Source organism: Rhodococcus sp. NPDC077669 (assembly GCF_040686915.1).
In the GTDB taxonomy this organism is placed as follows: Bacteria; Actinomycetota; Actinomycetes; order Mycobacteriales; family Mycobacteriaceae; genus Rhodococcoides; species Rhodococcoides fascians.
On the sequence record NZ_JBFBMD010000012.1, the window covers coordinates 10,191 to 35,398 of the forward strand.

Annotated in this window: 10 protein-coding genes and 2 pseudogenes; 5 read left to right on the top strand and 7 right to left on the bottom strand. The window is 65.4% G+C overall.

Annotated features, from left to right (window positions below; translation table 11 throughout):
- Positions 1 to 15: 15 nt before the first annotated feature.
- The gene (locus AB0P23_RS15325; protein ID WP_363798070.1) at positions 16 to 2,586 is read left to right on the top strand and encodes an aminotransferase class III-fold pyridoxal phosphate-dependent enzyme; all 2,571 of its coding nucleotides are present in this window, start codon (positions 16 to 18) and stop codon (positions 2,584 to 2,586) included.
- On the opposite strand, the gene AB0P23_RS15330 is transcribed toward AB0P23_RS15325, so the two are convergent.
- Genes AB0P23_RS15330 through AB0P23_RS15345 form a run of 4 tightly spaced genes read right to left on the bottom strand, consistent with a single transcriptional unit; the run spans position 2,583 to position 13,135 of the window.
- Positions 2,583 to 3,197, bottom strand: a complete 615-nt coding sequence (locus AB0P23_RS15330; protein ID WP_032386234.1) for a hypothetical protein — start codon at positions 3,195 to 3,197, stop codon at positions 2,583 to 2,585. The genes AB0P23_RS15325 and AB0P23_RS15330 overlap by 4 nt on opposite strands.
- On the bottom strand, positions 3,187 to 5,343 hold the full coding sequence (locus tag AB0P23_RS15335) for an MMPL family transporter (protein WP_363798074.1): 2,157 nt from the start codon (positions 5,341 to 5,343) through the stop codon (positions 3,187 to 3,189). Before AB0P23_RS15335 ends, AB0P23_RS15330 begins: the two co-directional genes overlap by 11 nt.
- Positions 5,340 to 6,716 (bottom strand): aminotransferase class I/II-fold pyridoxal phosphate-dependent enzyme, encoded by a 1,377-nt coding sequence (locus AB0P23_RS15340; protein ID WP_363798076.1) that lies wholly within the window; start codon positions 6,714 to 6,716, stop codon positions 5,340 to 5,342. The genes AB0P23_RS15335 and AB0P23_RS15340 overlap by 4 nt, the downstream gene beginning before the upstream one ends.
- Complete coding sequence (locus tag AB0P23_RS15345; protein WP_363798078.1) at positions 6,713 to 13,135, bottom strand: SDR family NAD(P)-dependent oxidoreductase; 6,423 nt, start codon at positions 13,133 to 13,135, stop codon at positions 6,713 to 6,715. The genes AB0P23_RS15340 and AB0P23_RS15345 overlap by 4 nt, the downstream gene beginning before the upstream one ends.
- 903 nt (positions 13,136 to 14,038) lie before the next feature.
- Here AB0P23_RS15345 and rpoB point away from each other — a divergent pair.
- Together rpoB and AB0P23_RS15355 are read left to right on the top strand one after the other, a co-directional pair.
- The gene (rpoB, locus tag AB0P23_RS15350; protein WP_032365281.1) at positions 14,039 to 17,545 is read left to right on the top strand and encodes a DNA-directed RNA polymerase subunit beta; all 3,507 of its coding nucleotides are present in this window, start codon (positions 14,039 to 14,041) and stop codon (positions 17,543 to 17,545) included.
- A gap of 95 nt (positions 17,546 to 17,640) precedes the next feature.
- Positions 17,641 to 21,597 (top strand): DNA-directed RNA polymerase subunit beta', encoded by a 3,957-nt coding sequence (locus tag AB0P23_RS15355; protein WP_363798080.1) that lies wholly within the window; start codon positions 17,641 to 17,643, stop codon positions 21,595 to 21,597.
- Between the two features lie 255 nt (positions 21,598 to 21,852).
- Here AB0P23_RS15355 and AB0P23_RS15360 read toward each other — a convergent pair.
- A pseudogene (locus AB0P23_RS15360) lies at positions 21,853 to 23,181 on the bottom strand (MFS transporter); the annotation flags it as partial.
- A gap of 67 nt (positions 23,182 to 23,248) precedes the next feature.
- Here AB0P23_RS15360 and soxR point away from each other — a divergent pair.
- Positions 23,249 to 23,686 (top strand): annotated as a pseudogene (soxR, locus tag AB0P23_RS15365) (redox-sensitive transcriptional activator SoxR).
- Between the two features lie 38 nt (positions 23,687 to 23,724).
- Here soxR and AB0P23_RS15370 read toward each other — a convergent pair.
- Positions 23,725 to 24,087: a nuclear transport factor 2 family protein gene (locus AB0P23_RS15370; RefSeq protein WP_363798082.1), complete on the bottom strand. Its 363-nt coding sequence runs from the start codon at positions 24,085 to 24,087 to the stop codon at positions 23,725 to 23,727.
- Positions 24,088 to 24,163: 76 nt separating this feature from the next.
- On the opposite strand from AB0P23_RS15370, the gene AB0P23_RS15375 reads away from it, so the two are divergent.
- Positions 24,164 to 24,658, top strand: coding sequence for a MarR family winged helix-turn-helix transcriptional regulator (locus AB0P23_RS15375; RefSeq protein WP_288123385.1), 495 nt, complete (start codon positions 24,164 to 24,166; stop codon positions 24,656 to 24,658).
- A gap of 31 nt (positions 24,659 to 24,689) precedes the next feature.
- On the opposite strand, the gene AB0P23_RS15380 is transcribed toward AB0P23_RS15375, so the two are convergent.
- Positions 24,690 to 25,112: a VOC family protein gene (locus tag AB0P23_RS15380; protein WP_032369714.1), complete on the bottom strand. Its 423-nt coding sequence runs from the start codon at positions 25,110 to 25,112 to the stop codon at positions 24,690 to 24,692.
- Between the last annotated feature and the right edge of the window lie 96 nt (positions 25,113 to 25,208).

Sequence of the window (25,208 nt, forward strand, 5' to 3'; positions counted from 1 at the left end):
CGGAGCATGCTGGTCATGACTGACACGACAATCGATGTATCTGTAGTACCCGAGCGGTCGGGTCGCTCGGGATTTGCGGGCAGCGTCAATCCCGAGTTGTACCGACTGCTGACTGCGCTGAATCTCGATCGCGAGTACGTCCGCGGCGACGGCACCGTGCTGTTCGATTCTGCGGGCCGTCGGTATCTGGACTTCGCGGGTGCCTACGGGGCGCTGCCGTTCGGGCACGGGCCGACGCCCATCTGGCAGGCGATCAACGATGTTCGATGCAGCGGTGAGCCCATCTTCGTGCAGCCCTCGGTGCTCACCGCCGCAGGTGAACTGGCGGATCGTCTGGGGAGAATCGCACCCGAGGGATTGACGCGTACGACGTTCGTCAACAGTGGCACCGAAGCGACGGAGGTGGCGCTGAAGATCGCGCGGGCCCATACCGGCCGCCTCGGGGTGTTGACGACCGGGAACAGTTTTCACGGCAAGACGTTGGGGGCGCTGTCGGCGACGGGAAATATCAAGTACCAGAGTGGATTCGGGGCCCCGGTATCGGGATTCGACCACATCGCTTTCGGCGATGCAGAGGCACTAGAGGCGGCTCTGGCGGCTGCGCCGGATCACTATGCGGTGTTCCTCGTCGAGCCGATTCAGGGTGAGGGCGGCGTGGTGTGCCCGCCCGACGGCTACTTGCGGCAGGTCCAGGAGATCTGCAACCGCCACGGTGTGTTGCTCGCGCTCGACGAGGTACAGACGGGATTGGGCCGGACCGGCCGGATGTTCGCGGCGGAGCACGAGGGCGTGATTCCCGACATTCTGACTCTCGCAAAGGCGCTCGGCGGCGGGATCGTGCCGGTGGGCGCGGTGCTGTGCCGCCCGGAGTTGGTGGGGGAGAGTTTCGCTCTTCGCCACACGTCGACGTTCGCGGGCAACGCGTTGGCCGCACGGGTCGGCCTGGCCGTGCTCGAGGAGTTGACCCGAGACGACTGCGCGGTGGTCACCGGAGCTGCCGCGCTCGGACGACAGCTGAAGAACGATCTGGCCGGCCTGGCCGAGAAGTACCCCTCAGTGGTCACCGAGGTACGTGGTCGCGGATTACTGCTGGGCATCGAACTCACCGCGGATGTGAACTTCGTCGGACGGCAGTCGCTGCTCGGTTCGATCGCGGATCAGCACAACCTGTCCGCGGTGATCTGCTCGTATCTGCTCAACGTCGAGGGCATTCGCGTGGCTCCGACTCTGTTCGGCAACAGGGTGATTCGTATCGAACCACCGTTGACGGTCTCGTCGTCGGCATGCTCGCGTCTGGTCGCTGCCCTCGATCGCGCGCTCGGCTACGCGGCCGAAGGGGACATGGACGGATTGTTCGGACATCTGCTCGGGCGTCCGACTGTCGCCACTCCCGCGGCGCTCACCGCATTGCGTCCGGGCCGTACTCCCGACATCGCGGTACGGCCGGGCGATCGACGCTTTGCCTTCATCGCCCATCCTCTCGATCTCGGCTTCTTCGCTGCGTTCGATCCTGCGCTCGAGGTGTTCGACAATGCCGAGAGACAGGACTTGCTGGAGCGATTCGCCGCGTCGACGTCCGAGCTCGATCCGGCCTCGTTCGTCATCGGCAGCGGGCGGGTGTCCGGATTCGGAGACGCAACTGCGCACGGCGACCTGATCGGGCTGCCGTACACCTCCCAGCAGTTGCTGCAGCTGCCGACCGAGCGTGCGCTGGCAGTGGTGGGCGGAGCCGTCGAACTCGCGATCTCGCGCGGCGCAACCGTGGTCGGACTCGGCGGGTACTCGTCGGTGATCACAGGAAACGGGCTGGGTCTCGGTGCGACATCTCGGCCGATCACGACGGGCAACACCTTTACCGCGGCCGCGAGTCTGCGGGCCGTCCGACGTGTGTGCCTGGAACGGGGCATCGATGTCGCTCGCGCTCGGGTGACGATTCTCGGTGCGGGTGGGGCGATCGGACGGACCATCGGCAAGCAATTGGCCGGTGAGGTCGGCAGTATCGCGTTGGTGGGCAGGCGCGGCGAGAACTCGGTGATCGCGCCGAAGTTGTGGGCTGCGGCGCAGGAGATGGTGGCGAGTGCCGGTTCGGGTTCGGGTGACCTGGCGGTGGCTGCCGCCGAGGTCGACGGCGACCTCGACGATCTGATCCGTTCGCGACACATCGAATTCTTCACCGATCCTGTTGCTGCTGTGCGGGATTCGTTGATCGTCATCGCGGCGACGTCGGCTCCGCAGTCGTTGATCGATCCGACGGACCTGATGCAGGGGGCCATCGTCTGCGACGTGGCGCAGCCGCCGAACATCGGCCGGGACGTCCGCGGTGAACGGCCGGACGTGACGGTGTTCGACGGCGGAATCGTGCGGGTGCCGTCGGGCTCGGACTTCGGTTTGACGTACGGGTTGGCTCCGGGGCTGACGTACGCGTGCATGGCCGAGACGATGCTGATCGCATTGTCGGGCGAATTCGCGCTCCGCAGCATCGGGACCACTCTGGACGGTGAGAATGTCGAACGGTTGGGTGCGCTGGCCGACGTTCACGGTTTCACGCTCGCCGCGGCCACCCGGTGGCGTCAGGACGCTCACTAGGTGACCGGGGCCGGGGGTCGCGAGAGCAGGTGGACCTCCGGTCCCGCCGCGCCGATGCGGGCGGTTCCCCATGGCACAAAGCCCATCGCCGTCCAGAATCCGAGGTTGCCCTCCTTGCAGATTCCGTACAGAGGTCGGCCCTCGCGATCGGTGCGCGCCTGCACGTGGGCCGACAGCGCAGCACCGACACCGGATCGGTGTGTGGACGGTTCGACGCCGAGGTATACCCACAGCACAGCGTCGGGGGCGGGGGAGTTCTCGGTCAGGAGCCGATCCATCTCGATGCCGGCCCGGGTGCCGGAACCCATGGCCCACAACAGATGTGGACCGGACACCAGCTGTCGCCACCGCGGTGTCGCGGGGGCGTCGTGTGGATGCCACAGTGACACTCCGACGATGCGGCCGTTCTCGACGGCGAGGTCGGCCCCACCTGCGGGAATGTAGCGGTGGCGGATCAGTGCGGCCATCATGCGCCGCTGTTTGCTCGGGCGGCTGGACGCGTCCGGGAAGAAGTATTCACTGACCGGGTCGTCGTCCTGGAAGGCGCGTGCCATCATCGCGGACATCTCGGCGATGTCTGCTGTGGTGGCCGTTCGGATCTCAATGGGCACGGCTGGTCTCCTCTGCGGGCGAGTGCGGACGTGGTGTGGCCTGCGGTCGCTTTGGGGTGGGGCGCAGCCACCAGTTGGCGTTGCCCATCGACGCGACGAGCGCGGGCACCAGCATCATGCGCACGATGGTGGCGTCGATGACGAGACCGACGATGATGCCGATACCCACGAGCCGCATCATGGCGAGTTCGGACAGCGAGAAGAATGCGGTGACGGTGATGAGCAGTAGCGCGGCGGCCGTGACGACGCGTCCGGTGTGGGCGGCACCGATGCGGACGGCGTCCCGGGTGGTGGCTCCTGAATCGTGTGCTTCGACGATGCGGGAGAGCAGGAAGATCTCGTAGTCGGTGGACAGGCCGAACACCACGGCCATGATGAGGATGCTCATCGTCGACTGCAACGGCCCCGGGGTGACGCCGATCCACTCGGCACCGTGACCGTCGACGAAGATCCAGGTGAGCACTCCGAAGGTGGCACCGAGGCTGATCGATGCCATCGCAATTGCCTTGACGCTGAGCACGATCGACCGGAACGCCACCGTCGTCATCACGAACGTGGCGAGAACCATGATGGTCAGCATCCACGGAAGCGTCGTGTAGATGGCGTCCATGCCGTCCTGGCTCTGCGCGGTGCCGCCGCCCACGCGCAGTGTCGTCCCGGTCGGGGCCGGGATCGACCGGATGGAGTCCAGTGTCTCCAGGGCACCTGCCGTGCGATCGGGTGAGCTCATGATGGCGTCGACGACGGTCAGGTTGTCCACGGTTCCGCCGGGGACTGCTGCAACGACACCGAGCGACCCGTCGACCGCTCTGGTCACTTCGGCGACCGCTGCGGGACTCGGTGGGGAGTCGGTGTCGGATTCGACGAGGACGGTGACACCGGTGTTCGCGAGCGGGAATTCGGTGAACAGCTTCTCGGTGGCGATTTTCGCGGACGCGTCGGAGGGGAGGCCCGTGTGGTCGAGATCGCCCAACCGGGCACCGAGAATCGGCGCACTGAGCAGTGCGAGTATCGCGAAAATGGCTACGACGACGAGCACCGGCCTGCGCATGACACGGTCTGCGACCGTGCCCCAGAACCGTTGGGCGCGTGCGTCGCCTCGGTCGATAGCGCCTCTGCGCCAACTCCACGAGTCGATACGGTGTCCGAGGATCGCGAGCGCTGCGGGCAGTGCGGTCAGTGAGATGACGGCAGCAACGGCCACCGCGGCCATGCCGCCGAAGCCGAGAGATCGAATCATCGACTGCGGGAAGATCAGCATGCCCACGAACCCACATACGAGCAACAGGGCCGAGAACGCCACGGTGCGGCCTGCGGTGAACATCGTGCGACGCACCGCATCTGCCGGGTCTCGGCCGTCGCGTAGTTCCTCGCGGAAACGCGTGATGACGAACAGGCTGTAGTCGACGGCCATCCCGAGTCCGACGAGCGAGGCGATATTGGTCGCGAACACCGACACTTCGGTGACCTCGTTCAGTGCGCGCAGTACGGCGAGCGATGCCACGACGCTCATGCCGCCGATGACCAACGGCGTTGCGGCAGCGACGAGTCCGCCGAAGATCAGCAGCAACAGGACGAGCAGAATCGGGAACGTGATGATCTCGGCCCGCACCAGATCCGCTCGCGCCTGCTCGTTGTAGGCGTCGGCGATGGCCGAGAAGCCGCCGAACTGCACGGTCGCGCCGTCGATCGTCAACTCCGCGCGCAGGTCCCGGTAGGTCTTGACGCGTCGGTCCTCGTCGCCGGTCAGCGTCAGGACCGCGAGTGCGGACCGGCCGTCGAACGATCGCAGACCCGACGCGAACGCGTCGGGCACGGTCCAGTAGGTGATGGGAGCGCGGGCGAGCAGTCCGTCGTCGATGCCGTCGAGGCGACCGAGAACGGTGTCGCCGATGTCGTCGATGGAGCGTCCGTCCGTCGGGGTGTAGACCACCGCGACGTCGGGAACCTTTCGGCCGAAACGCGATTCGACCAACGCGTCCACTTCGGCCGATTCACTGGCCGGGTCGGTGTACCCGCCCAGGCTCAGTTCGTCGACGACACCGATGCCCCACACACCCGCGGCCAGCACGAGCGCGACCACGGTGACCAGTACCCACCGCGCACGTTCGACGACGAAGTCGACCGGGCCGGTGCCGGTGGTCACGACGCACCCGGGGCGCCGACGCCGTCGACGAAGGACGCCAGTGCGGTCAACGCGGCGTCGATCTGTGCGTGCGTGTGTTCGCTCGAGAGGAAGAAGCGAAGCCGTTCCTGGCCCACCGGTACCGAGGGATAGGTGATGGCGTTGACGTTGATGCCCTGCTGCAACAGTGCGACGCAGGCCAGTACGGTTCGTTGGGTGTCGCCGATGACGATCGGCAGAATGGACGTGCCCTCGGCGGTCCCGGTGTCGAACCCGTGAGAGCGTGCGCGGGTGAACGCATAGCGGCCGTTCTCGCGCAGGCGTTCGACACGGTGCGGTTCGGCGGTGAGCACGTTCAGCGCCGTGTTCGCCGCTGCCACTGCGGACGGCGCGGGTCCGGCGGTGAACATGCTCAATCCCGGTGCGGAGTACTTGAATCCACGGATCAGCTCGCGGGAGCCGGCCAGGAACCCGCCGACGCTGCCGAGGGCCTTGGACATGGTTCCCATCCACACGTCGACGGCGTCGCCGGGCAGGTCGTAGAGTTCGCGGATGCCGAGGCCGCGCTGACCCAGTACGCCGAACGCGTGTGCTTCGTCGACCATCACGGCGCAGTCGTAACGCCGGGCCACGGCGATCAACTCGGGGAGTAGGGCGACGTCGCCGTCCATGCTGTAGTGGCTTTCGAGAATCACCATTGCGCGTGCGAAACTGCCGCGCGACATCTTCAGTATCGCCTCGAGCGCATCGGGGTCGTTGTGACGGAACAACACTCGTCGACACCCTGCCCATTCGGTTCCCGAGACGATGCTGCTGTGGACCAGGGTGTCGCACACTGCCAGGTCACCTTTGCCCAGCAGATAGCCGACCGCGGCGGCGTTGGTGAGGTACCCGCTTGCGGTGATCACCGTGTCGTCGACGTCGTAGGTGCGGGCGAGCGCCGACTCGAACTCCTCGTAGAGCGGAATCTGACCGCTCACGATGCGGCTGCCGGACACCGAGGTTCCGTAACGATCGATCGCGTCCTTGGCTGCGTCCATCACGCGCCGGTCCGAGCTCAGGCCCAGGTAGTTGAAGCTGCCGAAATTGATCATGTCGCAGTCGAGCTGTCGGATGGTTGCTCCGGCCGTGCCGTCGTGCGGCAGGTACAGCGGGTTGGGCACACCGAGTTCCGCGAACATCCGGTCGACTCCGTCGAATTGCGCGGTGGTCGCCGCGACGTCGGGATGGTCGGCCAGAGACCCGCTTCGCTGCCCCTTACCGTGCCCGGCGACGGCAGGTTCGGCGGCTGTGGGTCCACGGCCGATCGACTCGGGGCCGGTGTCCACGTTCACCGTGGAGTACCCGCCGCGGGCGAGCAGCCTGCGAGCGATCTCTCGTGAATCGACGCTCATGGTGCGACCGCTTCCAGAGGGGCGGACGGGGGCACGGTGGATGCGGCGTTACCCGCGGCGGCATTCCTGGTGATGCTCGCAGCGAGTTTCGCTCCGATCGCGGCAAGGCCTTGACCACGCCCGAACTCGAGCACCGACATTTCGAGACCCACGGATTTGCCGACCCGAGCGGCGAATTCGACTGCCATCAGTGAGTCGAGGCCCAGTTCCGGTAACGGTGTCGAGGTGTCGACTGCATCCGGATCGATGCCCATGACGGCAGCGAGCTGCTCGGCCAGAACGAACGTCAGCACGTCCGCGCGTTGGTCCTCGGGCAGCGCGAGTATTTCGGCGTGCAGTGCGGTGACGCCCGACCCGCCGGTACTCGCTGCGGCGATGTGCGCTGCGAAGCGTGGGATGTGCGCGGACGCGGGGTTGGCGATACCCCATTGTTCCCAGTCGATTCCGACGACGGCCACGTGCGGGAGGTCCAGCGTCAGGCATTCGCCCAGATAGCGGGCTGCTGCGTCCATGTCGACATTGCGGAAGCCGAGCATGTCGAGGTATCGCACCACCTCCTCGGCAGTTTCCGCCATGCCTCCTCCGCTCATCGCGCCCCAACTGACCGTCAATGCCGACTTACCGCGGGCACGCCGGGACCAGGCGAGTGCATCGAGCACGGAGTTCGCGGCGGAATAGGACACCTGCGGGGTGCCACCGCTGAGGCTGCTCATCGAGGAGAACAGGACGAAGATCGCAGGATCGATTCCGGCGACGTCGAGTGCGCGATCGAAATTCAGTGCGCCGGTTACTTTGGGCGCGAACACTTCTCGAACAGATTGTTCGGTGATGTTCGCAACCGGCAGGTTGTCTACCACCCCGGCGGTGTGGAACACCCCGCCGAGCGGGGCGTCGGCGACGGTGCGTCCGATCAGTTCGGCCACTGCGTCGTAGTGCGAGATGTCCACGCGTTCGGCGACCACTCGTACTCCGGCTGCCTCGAACGCGGCGACTCCCGCGATGGCGGTCTCGGTGGTTGCTCCGCTGCGCCCGACGAGTACGAGGTGTCGTGCGCCCTCGGCGACGAGCCAGCGCGCGATCGCCATTCCGAACGCGCCGAATCCGCCGGTGACGATGTAGGCGGCCGTGGGATCGATGCGTACGGTCGGGACCTCGGGCCGGACCGAGGGCATGTCGTCGTCGAAGGACAGTACGACGCGGCCGGTGTGAGTGGAGCGCACGACAGCGTCGAACGCGTCGGCGACGCGAGCGAGCGGGTACGTCGTGTATGGCAGCGGTGTGTACGTGCGGTCCACCAACCCCGCGATGACGGCCTCGGTGACCTGCCGCGCCAGAGCTGGCTTGAACTCGAACATTCGGTCCATGTCGACGGCGAAGAAGGTGAGATTGCGATCGAACGGGGCGAGGTCCAGCACGCCGCCGAAGTAGATGTCTGCTTTCCCCAGCTCGACGATGCGGCCGAATTCCGCTGCCACATGCAGGTTCTGGGCCATGATCTCACCCGGCGAGGAGTTGTAGACGACGTCGACGCCTCGTCCGTCGGTCAGCACACGAATGTCGTCGGCGAAGTTCAGTGATCTGGACGCGAGCACGTGGTGAGCGCCGGCCTCGGTTGCGACTGCCCGCCGCTCCTCGGTGCCTGCGGTCGCGATCACCACTGCTCCGAGTCCGCGGGCGACCTGGATTGCGGCCAATCCCAATCCGCCCGCGGCACCGTGGATCAGGACGGTCTCGCCGGGTCGAACTCGGGCGAGATCGAGTAGGCCGAATCGCGCGCACATCAGCGGCAGGATCGACGAGCACCACCCGAACTCCCAGTCGGACGGTACCTTCGCCGAGCCCCCTTCGTCGGCGTCGAGGGTGACGAAGCGCGCCATGATGTTTCGTGAGCACAAACCGATGTGATCGCCCGGTGCGATGCCGTCCACATCCGGTCCGACGCGAGTCACGACACCGAGTCCGCCGAGTCCGAGTGTCGTGCCGAAGTAGGTGCCCGCGAGTTCGCGCTCGGTCAGCACTCCCATGACCTTGAGCGGGTCCTTGTAGTTGATGTCGATTGCGCGGACCTGAACCTCGATCTGGCCGGGGCCGGGGTCCATGCGCGCTGTCGCGCGAAAGGCGATATCGGACAACATCTTCGATGCCGGAGCCTCGATCGCGAAGGACGCCTCCCGGTCCAATAGCGGGGCGGGTGTATCGCGTAGCGCCAGGTGGTCACGCAAATTGCTGCGCAGCCTCACTGCCCATCGAGAACCCTGGCGCAGAGCCACCTCGTCGGCATCGTCGCCTGCGTAGGGCCCGAACGCGATCGTCTCGGTCACCACCTGCTCGACATCGGTGTCGGCTTCGGTGTCCACCAGACGCCACGCGGCAGGGGATTGTTCGTTGCGCAGTGACCGTCGGGCACCGACGAGGCCGGAGTGGGTCAGGTGCGCGCAGGCAGGATCGCCCGGCATGCAGAAGGCCTTCTCGGTCACGATCACCGCGGTGACGGACCCCGGCTCGGAGGCCGGCCCGTTCGAGTCGCCGTACAGCGCGTTCTGCACGGTGCGTGCGATGGTGGTCAGGGCGTGCACGGCCGACGCCGGGTCTGCGAACTCGCCGGCGACGGCGACGACGGTGGCGCGGTCGACACCGTCGGCCTCGAGGCCGGTACGCAGGATTCTGGTCAGGTCGGTGGCGTCGAAGGTGTTCTGCGCCAACACAACCGATGTTCGGCGGGCGCGGGCGATGGCCTCGGCGCGCGTGTGTGCTCGGCTGTCGGCTGAGGCGTCGCCCAGCACGACGACCAGCGCGAAGTCGCGATCGGTGTCTGCTGCGGGCATCGGAGCATCGCGGTTGTCCCGCAATTCCCACACCGGTTCGTAGAACAACCGGTCCAGTTCGGTGTGCAGCGACGGCGGCGGCGCAATCGGTTTGAACTCGACGCCGCCCAACGCGACCGCGGCCCGGCCCTCGTCGTCGGTCACGGTGATGTCGGCTCGCATCGGGTCGGTTCCCGTGCTCCGCACCACGACGACGGCATGGTCGGGAATCGGTCCGTACCTGCGGACGGACGCGATGGTGGCCGGAACCACTGCGCCGCTGCGGTCCCCGACGGCAGCCGACGAAACCAGCGCTGTTCCAGCCAGTGCAGCGGTGCCGGCCAGCGCAGCGACGCATTGCAGCGCGGTGTCCAGTACCGCGGGATGCACCAGGTGACGGGAGCCGGAGTGACGGCCGGCGTCGATGACGGCGACGACTGTGTCGGTGTCGATTCGGGCGGAGACGATGCCCTGGAAGGCCGGTCCGTAGTGCAACCCGGCCGCGGCGAGCAGCGGATACAGCGCGTCTCCGGTGATCTCGACGGCGGCGTCGGAGATCTCAGCGGCGACGAACGGGGCGTCGAATCGCCCCTCCACGAGGCGGCCCGTGGCGTTGACGGTCCATTGGGTGTCGGCCGCCGACCGCGAGCGCAGCACGAATCTTCTCGTCGAGTCCTCCACCGAGATCTGCAGAACGGGAACGTCGTCGGCGTCGATCACCAGCGGGGCGACGAACTCCACGTTCTCGGCTGCGACCTCGGGATGTCCGGTCCGCGCGGCCGCGGCGCTCAGTGCGGCGTCGAGGTATGCGGTACCGGGTAGCAGAACGAGACCGTCGACTACGTGGTCGCGTAGCCACGGAAGTTGGGCAACGGCCAGTTCGACGCTCCAGTGGGAACCGGCCTCGTCGGAACGTTCGCCGAGCAGGGGGTAGGTGTCGGGGGCACCGAACCTGTCGAGAATCGAGGATTCGGGCTCGGACCAGCAGCGTGTGCGTTGCCACGGGTATGCGGGCAGCTCTGTGTGCGGCGATACGGCTGCCGGTCCGTCGAAGGAACCGCTCGCGTAGAGACCCTGGATTGCGGACGTCAGGCTCGATCGGTCGTCCGCCCCACGGACCAGCGTTCCGATCGATGTTCCGGTCTCGCCGGCTCGGATCAGGATTTCCCTGATGTTGCCCGAGAGCACCGGATGGGGGCCGACTTCGAGGAAGACGCGGTGGCCGTCGGCGATGAGAGCGGCCATCGTGTCGGCGAAACGCACCGGGCGTCGAACGTTGTCGCACCAGTAGCTCGAGTTCCATTCTGCGCCGGTGACTCGCTCTGCCGTGACCGTCGAGTACAGCGCGAGACCAGGGACCTGTGCATCTATGGTGTGCAGGGCCGAATCGATCTGCGCCAGAATGGGATCCATGAGGTGGCTGTGGTACGGCACCTCGACGTGCAGCATCTTGGCAAAAACGCCGCTGCCGGTGAGTGTCTCGGCGAATGCTGCCAAGGTTGCCGTGTCGCCTGCCAACGTGACCGCGGTCGGGCTGTTGATCGCGGCCACCGAGATCTCCGCGGACACGCCGTGCTCCTGGATCCGGGCCATGGCATCGTTCTCGGACAATCCGACGGCCAGCATGCCGCCGGAGCCTGCGGTGGTGGCCTGCAATCGGGCGCGGTGGTAGCTGACGAGCAGCGCGTCGTGCAGGCTCAGTGCTCCGCTGATGTAGGCGGCGCTGACCTCGCCGACGCTGTGTCCGACGACCGTGGTCGGTGCTATCCCGAGGGAACCGAGCTCGGCGACGAGAGCGACCTGGACGAGGAAGTTCGCCGGTTGCGCGATCGAGGTATCGGTGACCCGGGATACGTCTTCGTCCCGGGTGAGTTCCTCGATGATCGACCAACCGGCGATGTCGACGAACGCAGCATCGACGAGCCGTGCGACACGGGCGAATTCGCCGTCCGCGAGCAGCAGTTCGCGGGCCATGGCCCACCACTGCGGGCCCATGCCGCTGAAGACGAACACCGGCGCCGCGCTGTGGCCGACGACGGTGTGGGCGGTCGACCCACTGCCGCCCGCGAACGAGACCAGGGCGCCGAGCAAGTCGTCGGCATCGGTGTAGGGGAGTGCGGCCCGGACGGGGTGGTGGGCTCGACGCGACCACGCGGCCGAGGTGAGCGCAGGTAGTTCGTCTGAGCGGCCGGAATCGATCAGATCCCGAACCGTGGTTCCGAGTGCCGCGGCGGATGCACGTGCGGCCGCGTCGGTCCGTCCGGAGACGGGGAACAGCCGAAGTTCGACGGTGTCGTTCGCAGGTTCGGTGGCCGACACGTCGAGCTGGTTCGGTGCCGCAGACATCACGACGTGCGCGTTGGTACCGCCGTATCCGAAGCCGTTGATGGCCACGTACGGGTCTGCATCGGCGAAGGGTTCCGCGGCCACCGGAATGCGAATGTTCAGCTCGTCGAACGGGATTGCCGGATTGAGCGTGTGCAGCCACGCCTGCGGCACGATGGTCCGATGGTGCAGCGTCAATGCCGATTTGATGAGGCCGGCGATGCCCGCGGCCGCTTCGGTATGCCCGATCGCGGCTTTGATGGAACCGACCACCAGCGGGCTTTCGCGTCCGTCGACCACGCCGTAGGCTCCGCCGAGCGCCTCGAGTTCGAGTGGGTCTCCTACCGCGGTTCCCGTGCCGTGCGCTTCGACGTAGCCGACCCTTCCGGGTTCGATACCTGCTTCCGCGCACACTCGGGTGGCGAGTGCGAGTTGCGAGACGGGATTGGGGACGGGAATGGCGATGGTGCGCCCGTCCTGGTTCACGCCGGAACCTCGAATCACCGAATAGATCCGGTCCCCGTCCGCGATCGCATCCGCCAGGGGGCGGAGCAGCACCATGCCCGCGCCTTCGCCGCGGCCGTATCCGTCGGCGGCCGCGTCGAAGGACTTCGATCGGCCGTCGAACGAGAGAAACCTGCCCTTGCACATCGAGACGAACGTCTCGGGGCGGAACATCGCATTGGCTCCGCCGACCAGGGCCATGGTGCATTCGCCGCGCTCGAGTGCGCGGACGGCCTGGTGGACGGCGACGAGGGACGACGAGCATGCGGTGTCGATCGTCATGGACGGTCCGACGAGATCGAGCGCGAACGAGATGCGGTTGGAGAGCAACGTATGCGAGGAACTGGTGGCGCTGTGCGAATTGATCTGGGCGCGTGCGGAACTGGATGCGCGCAGCCCGGCCGAGTCGTTGGTGAATCCGCCGACGAACACTCCGATCGGCTGCCCGCTGACCCGGCCGGCGTGCCCGGCGTCGTCGAGCGCTTCCCAGGCGACTTCGAGTAGGAGACGTTGCTGAGGGTCGGTCACCGAGGCCTCGCGAGGCGACATTCCGAAGAATTCGGGGTCGAAGTCCCACAGCGACTGGGTCAGGAATCCGCCGCGTCGGGTGTAGGCGCGTCCCGGCGCGTCGGGATTGGGGTCGTAGAAGCGATCGGCGTTCCACCGATCCGCAGGTATGTCGACGATGCCGTCGCCCTTGTCGAGCATGAACTTCCAGAAGCTGGGGCCATCGTGTACCCCGCCTGGGAATCTGCATCCGATTCCGACCACTGCCACCGCGACCATGCTGTCCCCCCCCGAGAGACAAAGAGTTGTGTTGTGCGAATGCGTTTGTTGCGCAAAAGAAAAGACGCGCGTCGACGAATCGAACCCCCTCGTCGACGACCCCCGTTGCGACAAAGTGAATACAATCAGACCGCGGGCCGGATTTCCATAGCAACCGAGGGGTTGCGTCGATCGGGTCGGTCTGCATGGTCGATCACGACTCGACCGTTGTCGTTGCAAATGAAATGCGTGTTCCACCAATATCTTTCGTGATTGCCGCGAAAGATCTGGAAGCTCACGCGGAATCGCGGTCCGCAACTCGGCTCGGGTCGCAGTCGCCGGAGCCCCGATCCGACGAATGTCGATCAGCAGATCCCTCGGTAGCGATTCGTCCGGGTCGCCGCGATCGGCGGGATGAACGGCAGAGGCGAACAGCTCGAGTGAACTGCAGGGGTGATCAGCTTCCGTGTCGGTCGGGGAGGACCGACAGAATCGCGTCTGTGCCAGTCGTCACATCGGTCGCCTCGGGCGGGGTCGATGCGCCGGTTTCCCGCGGACCTCTTGACGAAGGGAGGCGCAAGGTTCACTCTTGTCGTCAGGAGCACCCCCTTGCGGTATCGGGCGCACACCTGTTCGAGACGGCGTGGCGACACGCTTTCCTCGACTCGGTGCGAGAACGGACCTCGGGTGTTACTTTTGATGCCCCCGTTGCGCCTTGCGCACATTTGGGGTACCTTTGGACGTTGCGCTGGCTGCCTCCTGTCCACCTCTCGATCGCTGTTACTCGAAAGCACGTTTTCGGGCCGCTGTGATGGGGATTCGGTCTGGTTGCGACCAGCCGAAATTCGCCCCAACATATAGCAAACAGATACAGCGGCGGTCGCCATGTCGTTTCGGTTGACAGAACGGCGCGACCCGCGTGAGGTGCTGGAAGGACGCATCTTGGCAGTCTCTAGCCAGACCAAGGCAGTTGTCGGAACACCGGGAGCCCCGAGGAGGGTTTCGTTCGCGAACATTCGCGAGCCGTTGGAGGTACCCGGTCTCCTCGATGTACAGACGGACTCGTTCGAGTGGCTGGTAGGTGCGCAGAGTTGGCGCGACCGTGCCGCCGCCCGTGGAGACAGCGGTGTCTCCGGCGGACTCGAGGACATCCTGACCGAGCTCTCTCCGATCGAGGACTTCTCGGGCTCGATGTCGCTCTCCTTCTCCGACCCACGATTCGACGAGGTCAAGGCCTCGACCGATGAGTGCAAGGACAAGGACATGACGTACGCGGCTCCGCTGTTCGTCACCGCCGAGTTCATCAACAACAACACCGGCGAGATCAAGAGCCAGACGGTCTTCATGGGTGATTTCCCGATGATGACCGACAAGGGCACCTTCATCATCAACGGCACCGAGCGCGTCGTCGTCTCGCAGCTGGTGCGTTCTCCGGGCGTCTACTTCGATCACTCGATCGACAAGACCACCGAGAAGGACCTGCACAGCGTCAAGGTCATCCCCGGCCGCGGTGCTTGGCTCGAGTTCGACGTCGACAAGCGCGACACCGTCGGTGTCCGTATCGACCGCAAGCGTCGTCAGCCCGTCACGGTGCTGCTGAAGGCTCTCGGCTGGTCCACCGAGCAGATCACGGAGCGCTTCGGCTTCTCCGAGATCCTCATGGCCACGCTGGAGAAGGACAACACCGCCGGTACCGACGAGGCTCTCCTCGACATCTACCGCAAGCTGCGTCCGGGCGAGCCGCCGACCAAGGAGTCGGCGCAGACCCTGCTGGAGAACCTGTTCTTCAAGGACAAGCGTTACGACCTCGCTCGCGTGGGTCGCTACAAGATCAACAAGAAGCTCGGCCTCAACTCGGGTCAGCCCATCGTGGCGTCGACCCTCACCGAGGAAGACATCGTCGCGACCATCGAGTACCTCGTGCGTCTGCACGCAGGTGAGACCTCGATGACCGCACCCGACGGCGTCGAGGTTCCGGTCGAGGTCGACGACATCGACCACTTCGGCAACCGTCGTCTGCGCACCGTGGGCGAGCTCATCCAGAACCAGATCCGCGTGGGCCTGTCCCGCATGGAGCGCGTCGTGCGCGAGCGTATGACGACTCAGGACGTCGAGGCGATCACGCCGCAGACCCTGATCAACATCCGTCCCGTCGTCGCTGCGATCAAGGAGTTCTTCGGAACCTCCCAGCTCTCGCAGTTCATGGACCAGAACAACCCGCTGTCGGGTCTGACGCACAAGCGTCGCCTGTCGGCACTGGGACCCGGCGGTCTCTCTCGTGAGCGCGCCGGCCTCGAGGTCCGCGACGTGCACCCCTCGCACTACGGCCGCATGTGCCCCATCGAGACCCCGGAAGGCCCGAACATCGGCCTGATCGGTTCGCTCTCGGTGTACGCACGCGTCAACCCGTTCGGCTTCATCGAGACCCCGTACCGCAAGGTCGTCGACGGCAAGGTCACCGACGAGGTCGATTACCTGACCGCCGACGAGGAGGATCGCCACACGCTCGCGCAGGCGAACTCCCCGGTCGACGATTCGGGTCACTTCATCGAGGACAAGATTCTCGTTCGTCGTAAGGGTGGAGAGGTCGAGTTCGTCTCGTCCGACGACATCGATTACATGGACGTCTCGCCTCGTCAGATGGTGTCGGTCGCGACCGCGATGATTCCCTTCCTCGAGCACGACGATGCCAACCGTGCCCTGATGGGCGCGAACATGCAGCGTCAGGCTGTCCCGCTGGTGCGCAGCGAGGCTCCGATCGTCGGTACCGGCATGGAGCTGCGTGCCGCCGTCGACGCCGGTGACGTCGTCATCACCGAGAAGACCGGTGTCGTCGAAGAGGTCTCCGCCGATTACGTCACGGTCATGGCCGACGACGGATCGCGCAAGACCTACCGGATGCGCAAGTTCGCGCGTTCCAACCAGGGCACCTGCGCCAACCAGCGTCCGATCGTGGACGAGGGACAGCGCGTCGAGTCCGGCCAGGTCCTCGCCGACGGCCCCTGCACCGAGAACGGTGAGATGGCTCTCGGCAAGAACCTGCTGCTGGCGATCATGCCGTGGGAGGGCCACAACTACGAGGACGCGATCATCCTGTCGCAGCGCCTCGTGGAAGAGGACGTTCTCACCTCGATCCACATCGAGGAGCACGAGATCGATGCTCGCGACACCAAGCTCGGTGCCGAAGAGATCACTCGCGACATCCCGAACGTCTCCGACGAGGTCCTCGCAGACCTCGACGAGCGCGGCATCATCCGTATCGGTGCCGAGGTTCGTGACGGCGACGTGCTGGTCGGAAAGGTCACGCCGAAGGGCGAGACCGAGCTGACCCCCGAAGAGCGCCTGCTGCGCGCCATCTTCGGTGAGAAGGCTCGCGAAGTTCGCGACACCTCGCTCAAGGTTCCGCACGGCGAGAACGGAAAGGTCATCGGCATCCGCGTCTTCTCGCGCGACGACGACGACGATCTGCCTCCCGGCGTCAACGAGCTGGTCCGCGTCTACGTGGCTCAGAAGCGCAAGATCCAGGACGGCGACAAGCTCGCCGGCCGTCACGGCAACAAGGGCGTCATCGGCAAGATCCTCCCGCAGGAGGACATGCCGTTCCTGCCCGACGGCACCCCGATCGACATCATCCTCAACACCCACGGTGTTCCGCGTCGTATGAACATCGGTCAGGTCCTCGAAACCCACCTGGGTTGGATCGGCAAGACCGGTTGGAACGTGCAGATCGCCGCGGACGGCAGCAAGCCCGATTGGGCCGAACGCCTGCCCGAGGAGATGCTGGCGGCTCCGGCCGACAGCAACATCGCTACCCCGGTGTTCGACGGTGCCAAGGAGAATCAGCTCGCCGGCCTGCTGGAGAGCACGATCCCCAACCGCGACGGCGAGCAGATGGTCGGATCCGACGGAAAGGCCACGTTGTTCGACGGCCGCTCCGGCGAGCCGTTCCCGTACCCGGTGTCGGTGGGCTACATGTACATCATCAAGCTGCACCACTTGGTCGACGACAAGATCCACGCTCGTTCGACCGGGCCGTACTCGATGATCACGCAGCAGCCCCTCGGTGGTAAGGCTCAGTTCGGTGGACAGCGCTTCGGTGAGATGGAGTGCTGGGCCATGCAGGCCTACGGTGCCGCGTACACGCTGCAGGAGCTTCTCACCATCAAGTCGGACGACGTTGTCGGCCGCGTGAAGGTGTACGAGGCGATCGTCAAGGGCGAGAACATTCCCGAGCCCGGTATCCCCGAGTCCTTCAAGGTGCTCCTCAAGGAGCTCCAGTCGCTGTGCCTCAACGTGGAGGTGCTGTCCTCGGACGGCGCTGCCATCACGATGGCCGACGGTGACGACGAAGACCTCGAGCGTGCCGCAGCCAACCTGGGAATCAACCTCTCCCGCAACGAAGCTGCCACGGTCGACGACCTCGCTCAGTAGTTCTGTGGTCTCCGGGCCTGCGTCACTGCAGGCCCGGAGGCGTTTCTCTCATTTGCTCTTCCAGCACAACACCCATAACGGGGAAAGGAAGTTACGTGCTCGACGTCAACTTCTTCGATGAACTTCGCATTGGCCTTGCCACTGCGGACGACATCCGTCAGTGGTCCTACGGCGAGGTCAAGAAGCCGGAGACCATCAACTACCGCACGCTCAAGCCCGAGAAGGACGGCCTCTTCTGCGAGAAGATCTTCGGCCCCACCCGGGACTGGGAGTGCTACTGCGGCAAGTACAAGCGCGTCCGCTTCAAGGGCATCATCTGTGAGCGCTGTGGCGTCGAGGTCACTCGCGCCAAGGTTCGTCGTGAGCGCATGGGCCACATCGAACTGGCCGCTCCGGTCACGCACATCTGGTACTTCAAGGGTGTGCCGTCGCGTCTGGGCTACCTGCTCGACCTGGCTCCGAAGGATCTCGAGAAGATCATCTACTTCGCTGCCTACGTCATCACCACGGTCGACGACGAGCTCCGTCACAACGAGCTCTCGACGCTCGAGGCCGAGATGGAGGTCGAGAAGAAGGCCGTCGCAGATCAGCGCGACGCCGATCTCGAGGCTCGTGCGCAGAAGCTCGAAGCCGATATCGCCGAGCTCGAAGCCGAGGGTGCCAAGTCCGACGTGCGCCGCAAGGTCAAGGACGGCGGCGAGCGCGAGATGCGTCAGCTCCGTGACCGCGCGCAGCGTGAGCTCGATCGTCTCGAAGAGATCTGGACCACGTTCACCAAGCTCGCTCCCAAGCAGCTCATCGTCGACGAACTCATCTACCGCGAGCTCATCGACCGGTACGGCGAGTACTTCACCGGTGCCATGGGTGCCGAGTCCATCCAGAAGCTCATGCAGACCTTCGACATCGACGCCGAGGCGGAATCTCTTCGCGAGACCATCCGCAGTGGCAAGGGTCAGAAGAAGCTGCGCGCGCTCAAGCGTCTGAAGGTCGTCGCTGCGTTCCAGGCCGGCCGTAACTCGCCGATGGGCATGGTTCTCGACGCTGTCCCGGTCATCCCGCCGGAGCTTCGTCCGATGGTGCAGCTCGACGGTGGCCGTTTCGCGACGTCCGACCTCAACGACCTGTACCGCCGCGTCATCAACCGCAACAACCGCCTCAAGCGTCTGATCGATCTCGGTGCTCCCGAGATCATCGTCAACAACGAGAAGCGGATGCTGCAGGAGTCGGTCGACGCCCTGTTCGACAACGGCCGTCGTGGACGTCCGGTCACCGGACCGGGTAACCGCCCGCTGAAGTCGCTCTCCGACTTGCTCAAGGGCAAGCAGGGACGATTCCGTCAGAACCTCCTCGGCAAGCGCGTCGACTACTCGGGCCGTTCGGTCATCGTCGTCGGCCCGCAGCTCAAGCTGCACCAGTGCGGTCTGCCCAAGCTGATGGCACTCGAGCTGTTCAAGCCGTTCGTGATGAAGCGTCTGGTGGATCTGAACCACGCGCAGAACATCAAGTCGGCCAAGCGCATGGTCGAGCGTCAGCGTCCGCAGGTGTGGGACGTTCTCGAAGAGGTCATCGCCGAGCACCCCGTGCTGCTGAACCGTGCACCCACCCTGCACCGGTTGGGCATCCAGGCGTTCGAGCCGCAGCTCGTCGAGGGCAAGGCCATCCAGCTGCACCCGCTCGTGTGTGAGGCGTTCAACGCCGACTTCGACGGTGACCAGATGGCTGTCCACCTCCCGCTGTCCGCCGAGGCTCAGGCCGAGGCCCGCGTGCTGATGCTGTCGTCGAACAACATCCTCTCGCCGGCATCGGGCCGTCCGCTCGCCATGCCACGTCTGGACATGGTGACGGGTCTGTACCACCTGACGCGTCTCGATGCCGGTGCTGTCGGCGAGCGCGTCGACGCATCGACCGATCAGGCCGAGTTCGGGGCGTACTCCTCCCCGGCCGAGGCTCAGATGGCCGTCGATCGTGGATCGCTGACCGTGCAGTCGCAGATTCGGGTTCGTCTCACCATGCAGCGCCCGCCGCGTGACATCGAGAACGAGCTGTTCCCCGAGGGCTGGAACCGCGGTGACGCATGGACCGCGGAGACCACTCTGGGACGCGTGCTCTTCAACGAGCTGCTTCCGGCGGACTACCCGTTCGTCAACGAGCAGATGCCGAAGAAGCGTCAGTCGACCATCATCAACGATCTCGCCGAGCGTTACCCGATGATCGTCGTCGCACAGACCGTCGACAAGCTCAAGGACGCAGGCTTCTACTGGGCCACGCGTTCGGGTGTCACGATCTCGATCTCCGACGTCCTCGTGCCGCCGGAGAAGCCGCAGATCATGGAGACCTTCGAGGCTCAGGCCGATCAGATCGAGAAGAAGTACCAGCGTGGCGCACTCGACAAGGTCGAGCGCAACTCCGCACTGGTCAAGATCTGGCAGGACGCGACCGAGCAGGTCGGTAAGGCCATGGAGGCCCACTTCCCCGACGACAACCCGATCCCGATGATCGTGAAGTCCGGCGCAGCCGGAAACATGACTCAGGTTCGCTCGCTCGCCGGCATGAAGGGCTTGGTGACGAACCCGAAGGGTGAGTTCATCCCGCGTCCGATCAAGTCTTCCTTCAAGGAAGGCCTGACGGTCCTCGAGTACTTCATCAACACGCACGGTGCTCGTAAGGGTCTGGCCGATACGGCGCTTCGTACCGCCGACTCGGGCTACCTGACGCGTCGTCTGGTCGACGTCTCGCAGGATGTCATCGTTCGGGAAACCGACTGTGGCACCGAGCGTGGCATCGTCACGACGATCGCGGAGAAGACCGCCGACGGCAAGATGATCCGCGACGCTCACGTCGAGACCAGCACGTACGCCCGCACCTTGGCGAACGACGCTGTCGACGAGAACGGCACGGTCATCGTCGCTCGCGGACACGATCTCGGTGACCCGGCCATCGACGCGCTGCTCGCTGCGGGCATCACGTCGGTCAAGGTTCGCTCGGTGCTCACCTGCACCACGGGTACCGGCGTCTGCGCCACCTGCTACGGCCGTTCGATGGCCACCGGCAAGCTGGTCGACATCGGTGAGGCCGTCGGTATCGTTGCCGCACAGTCCATCGGTGAGCCCGGAACCCAGCTGACCATGCGTACCTTCCACCAGGGTGGTGTCGCCGGAGATGACATCACCGGTGGTCTGCCTCGCGTGCAGGAGCTGTTCGAGGCACGTGTGCCGAAGGGCAAGGCTCCGATCGCGGACGTGTCGGGACGCATCCAGCTCGAGGACGGCGATCGTTTCTACAAGATCACCATCGTCCCGGACGACGGCGGCGAAGAGGTTGTCTACGACAAGCTCTCCAAGCGTCAGCGTCTGCGCGTCTTCAAGCACGACGACGGCACCGAGCGCCTGTTGGCGGACGGTGACCACGTCGAGGTCGGCCAGCAGCTCATGGAAGGTGCTGCCGATCCGCACGAGGTGCTGCGCGTGATGGGTCCTCGCCAGGTGCAGATCCACCTCGTCAACGAGGTCCAGGAGGTGTACCGGTCGCAGGGTGTGTCGATTCACGACAAGCACATCGAGACCATCGTGCGCCAGATGCTCCGTCGCGTGACGATCATCGACAGCGGCTCCACCGAATTCCTGCCCGGTTCACTCACCGAGCGCAGCGAATTCGAGTCGAGCAACCGTCGCGTCGTCTCCGAGGGTGGCGAGCCCGCAGCCGGACGTCCGGTCCTGATGGGTATCACCAAGGCGTCGCTGGCCACCGACTCGTGGCTCTCGGCCGCGTCCTTCCAGGAGACCACTCGTGTGCTCACCGATGCGGCGATCAACTGCCGTAGCGACAAGCTCATAGGTCTCAAGGAGAACGTCATCATCGGTAAGCTCATCCCGGCTGGTACCGGCATCAACCGGTACCGGAACATCACGGTGCAGCCGACCGAGGAGGCACGTGCCGCGGCATACGCGGTGCCGTCGTACGACGATCAGTACTACAGCCCGGACGGCTTCGGCCAGGGAACCGGTGCTGCAGTGCCGCTCGACGACTACGGTTTCTCCAACGAATACCGCTAGAGCGACTCCGTCGCATGTGACTGGAACTTCGTAGCCCACTACGAGTTTCCACTCACGACGACAGGGCGTGACCAGCAAAGCCCCGCATCGACTTCGGTCGGTGCGGGGCTTTGTTCTATGTGGAGGGGGGCGCGGTGAGTTTCCCGCGGCACTCGAGTCGGTACCGGTATGACCGAGCAAACACCCAGCACAATCGTGAACATCGGCGTGGCCATGTTCACCGTCGCCGATCAGGACGCAGCCCTCGATTTCTGAGGTGAACAGCAGCAACTGCGCCGATCGCAGCGTCGACGGTTCTCCGAGGTTCACCAGGACACCCGCCAGAGCTGCTCCGAAGGCGTTGGCGATCAGCTGAACAGTGTTGATCGCGGCCGAGGCTCGTGCGCCTTCGCCCGGTTCGGCGACCGATGTCATGGCACCGACGGCCAAGTGTGGCCACGCGATTCCGATTCCGACGCCCGCGACGAGCAGACCCACTACCCACGTGGCGATCGAACCGGCACCTGCCTGGTCGGTGAGAAACGCTGCCACGATGCACAATCCGGCGGCGACGAGGATCGGGCCGGCGATGACGATGCGTCGCACGACCCGTGGAGCGGTGGCCGACGCGCTCGGTATCTCGCCGAGTGTCCACCCGAGCGCCAGTGCGGCTCCGAGGAATCCGGCGGCCAGCGGTGCCAATCCGGCGAGACGTTGGCCGAACAGTGGGATGAAGGTCTCCACCGTGGACGCGACGGCGAGGACGACGATGGTCAGGTATATCCATTTCAGCGCTGACGCGCCGAAGGTCGACGGGGGGAGTACGCCGTGCGCTGCGCGACGGTCGGCGGCCACGAAGGCGATCAGCAGGAGTACTCCTCCCAGGACCATGGCCGCGGTGATCGCGAGGTTGGAGACCACTCCGGCGAAGCTCACCAGCAGGGCAGCCGTGGTGAGCAGGGTCAGCGACAGTGTCGGTACCGGGCTGGGTTCGGTGGCTTCAGCGGTGTGGGCGGGCAGTGCTCGCGGGACGAGGGCTGCCATGGCCAGAGCTGCGAGAACGAGCACACCGAAGGCCATTCGCCAGGCTCCGAATTGCGCGAAGATGCCGCCGACGGCCGGTCCGGCGAACGTTCCCACACCCCACATGGCCGAGACCAGAGCCGCACCTCGCGTCCAGAGATGTTGCGGTAGTGCGGCATTGATGACGGCGTAGCCGAGTCCGGCCAGTAGGCCACCTCCTGCGCCCTGAATTGTGCGGCCCACCAGTAAGAGTTCCATCGTGGGGCTGACGGCACACACGACGGTGCCGAGAGCGAAGACCGTCAGGCCGATCAGGTAGGCACCGCGAGGTCCGCGGGCGGCCAGAACTTTGCTGACCAGCATCGAGGAGATGACGGACGCAACGAGGAAAACCGTTGCAGTCCAGGCGTAGTAGCGCTCGCCGCCGACCTCGTCGATGGCCGTGGGTAGCAGGCTGGTCGTCAGGTAGACGTTCGTGGCGTACAGCGCGACGCCGCCGGCGAGAACGGTAGCGGTGCCGAGGTAGCGAGCGCCGAGCAGCTGTCGCCAGGTTCCGGTCGTGGATTGGGTGGGGGAGTGCATGGTGTGTAAGGCTAGGATCTCGAGTGCACTTGAGATCAACTCGTCGTGTCGGATGGGAGGCAGCATGATCCGTATCAGTGACGAACTGTTGTCCATCGGGGAGGTCGCGGCCAGAACCGGTGCCGCAGTGTCCGCGGTCCGGTATTACGAGACTCTCGGGCTCGTTCCCGCCGAGCGGACGGCGGGCAACGTCCGAAAGTTTCCCCGTCACGCGATTCGGCGGATCTCGCTGATTCAGGTGGCGGTGCGGTTCGGAATACCGCTTGCCGAGGTGGCAGAGGTCTTTGCGTCCCTACCGTCGGGGCGCACCCCGAACAAGCGCGACTGGGCCAAGATTTCGGTTGCATGAAACCAGCGGTTGGAGGATCGGAAGCAGTCGATTGCGCGGATGCAGGAGCAACTCACCGGCTGCATCGGCTGCGGATGTCTCTCCCTCAACAAATGCAGTCTGCTCAATCCAGGCGACGAGCTGGGCAAGGCGGGCCCCGGGGCGCGGCTCATCTGACGCGTGCGTCGGCGGTGTCGGGTCTTGTGGGTGGCCGGCTATGGCTGGTCGATGAACGTGTACAGCTCGGTGATCAGGTCGTCTTTCACGACGACGAAGTCCTGGCCCGAGACTACGGCAGGGGCGTCGGGCGGCGACAGTACCCAGGAAATTCGGGCGACGTTGCCCAGGGCGGTGGGCTCGGCAGTGACGGCGAATGTCAGACCCTCGGAGGGCCCGACCAGCGCTCGAACAGCCTCGATGACCGGCTCTCTCCCGGTGGCGGTGTTCTCGGCGTCGTAGAACACCGCGTCCGGGTGATACATGGACTCGATGAGTTCGCGTCGTTTCGCGTCGTCGTTCGTGTTGAATACTTCGACGACGTTGCGGCGTGCCAGCTCTGCGGGAGTGCTGCGATCCATGGTGTGCCCCTAGGGTTGGTGGTCGGGGTTCGGTGCGCCGGTGCCCCCGGACCCAGCATCGCAGAAAGTACGTGACATGTCACCCAGTAACCCCGAAAGCACTCCGTGGTTGACGCCCACCGAGGAATCGGCGTGGCGCGCCTACATGGGTTTGTCGCTGCAGATGACGTTCGAGATGAACCGGCAGCTGACCGAGGAGCACGGTCTTTCCCTCGCCGACTATTCGGTGCTGGTCGCACTGGCGGACAGTCCCGACGGTCGTCGCCGGGTGACCGAACTGGCCGCCGAAATCGGCTGGGAGCGCAGCAGGGCCTCCCATCACCTCGCGCGGATGTCCGCGCGAGGGCTCACCGATCGCGCTGTCTCGACTACCGACGGACGGGCCACGGATGCAGTGCTCACCGGTGCAGGGAGGGCTGCTCTGAACGCATCGGCGGCGGGGCACGTCGACGTCGTGCGTCGCCTGTTCTTCGACGCACTCGCACCCGAGGACGTCGCCACCCTCGAACCGCTTCTCACTCGTCTGCGAGACCACGTGCGAGCCAACGGGACACTGCCGCGGCCGCAGTGAGACACCTCCACCTCGGATGACGACCGGGCGTTCATCCGTGGTGACACACGGCCTCGAGGTCGATGCCGTTGAGGTCCCGCACGAAGGATCCGTAGTAGGTCGCGTGGTATTCCGGCTGTAGTCCTGGAGGCCGGAGTTCGGTCGCGCCCGCCGACAGTGCTGCCGCGTGGAATGCGTCGACTGTGGTGCGGTCCGGTGCGCTGAACGCGAGATGGGTGTGGGGGCCGATCGCCGACCCCGGCGCGTCGACGATCCAGAAGAAGGGCTTCACCTGCGCCCAGCCGAATGCGACCATGGCGAGCTGGTTCGCTTCGGGTGTGTGCGGCACGCGCATGATCTCGGTGATGCCGAGCGGTGCCAGAGCGGCACCGTAGAACTCGGCACTGGCGGCGAGATCGGCGACGCCGATATTGAGGTGGTCGATCTGGGATCCTGTGCGGTCGATGTTCGTCATGCCCTGACGATTCCCGAGATCGCGGACGGTTACGGTCCTGAATCGAATGGATCTACCGTGTTCATTTCTGCGTCGAATCGATGACGGATGTAGTTT

Bases quoted from the DNA above. Each gene is read 5' to 3' on its own strand.
- AB0P23_RS15325 (WP_363798070.1), top strand. From the start codon at position 16: ATGACTGACACGACAATCGATGTATCTGTAGTACCCGAGCGGTCGGGT.
- AB0P23_RS15340 (WP_363798076.1), bottom strand. From the start codon at position 6,716: ATGAGCGTCGATTCACGAGAGATCGCTCGCAGGCTGCTCGCCCGCGGC.
- AB0P23_RS15345 (WP_363798078.1), bottom strand. From the start codon at position 13,135: ATGGTCGCGGTGGCAGTGGTCGGAATCGGATGCAGATTCCCAGGCGGG.
- AB0P23_RS15370 (WP_363798082.1), bottom strand. From the start codon at position 24,087: ATGGATCGCAGCACTCCCGCAGAGCTGGCACGCCGCAACGTCGTCGAA.
- AB0P23_RS15375 (WP_288123385.1), top strand. From the start codon at position 24,164: ATGTCACCCAGTAACCCCGAAAGCACTCCGTGGTTGACGCCCACCGAG.
- AB0P23_RS15380 (WP_032369714.1), bottom strand. From the start codon at position 25,112: ATGACGAACATCGACCGCACAGGATCCCAGATCGACCACCTCAATATC.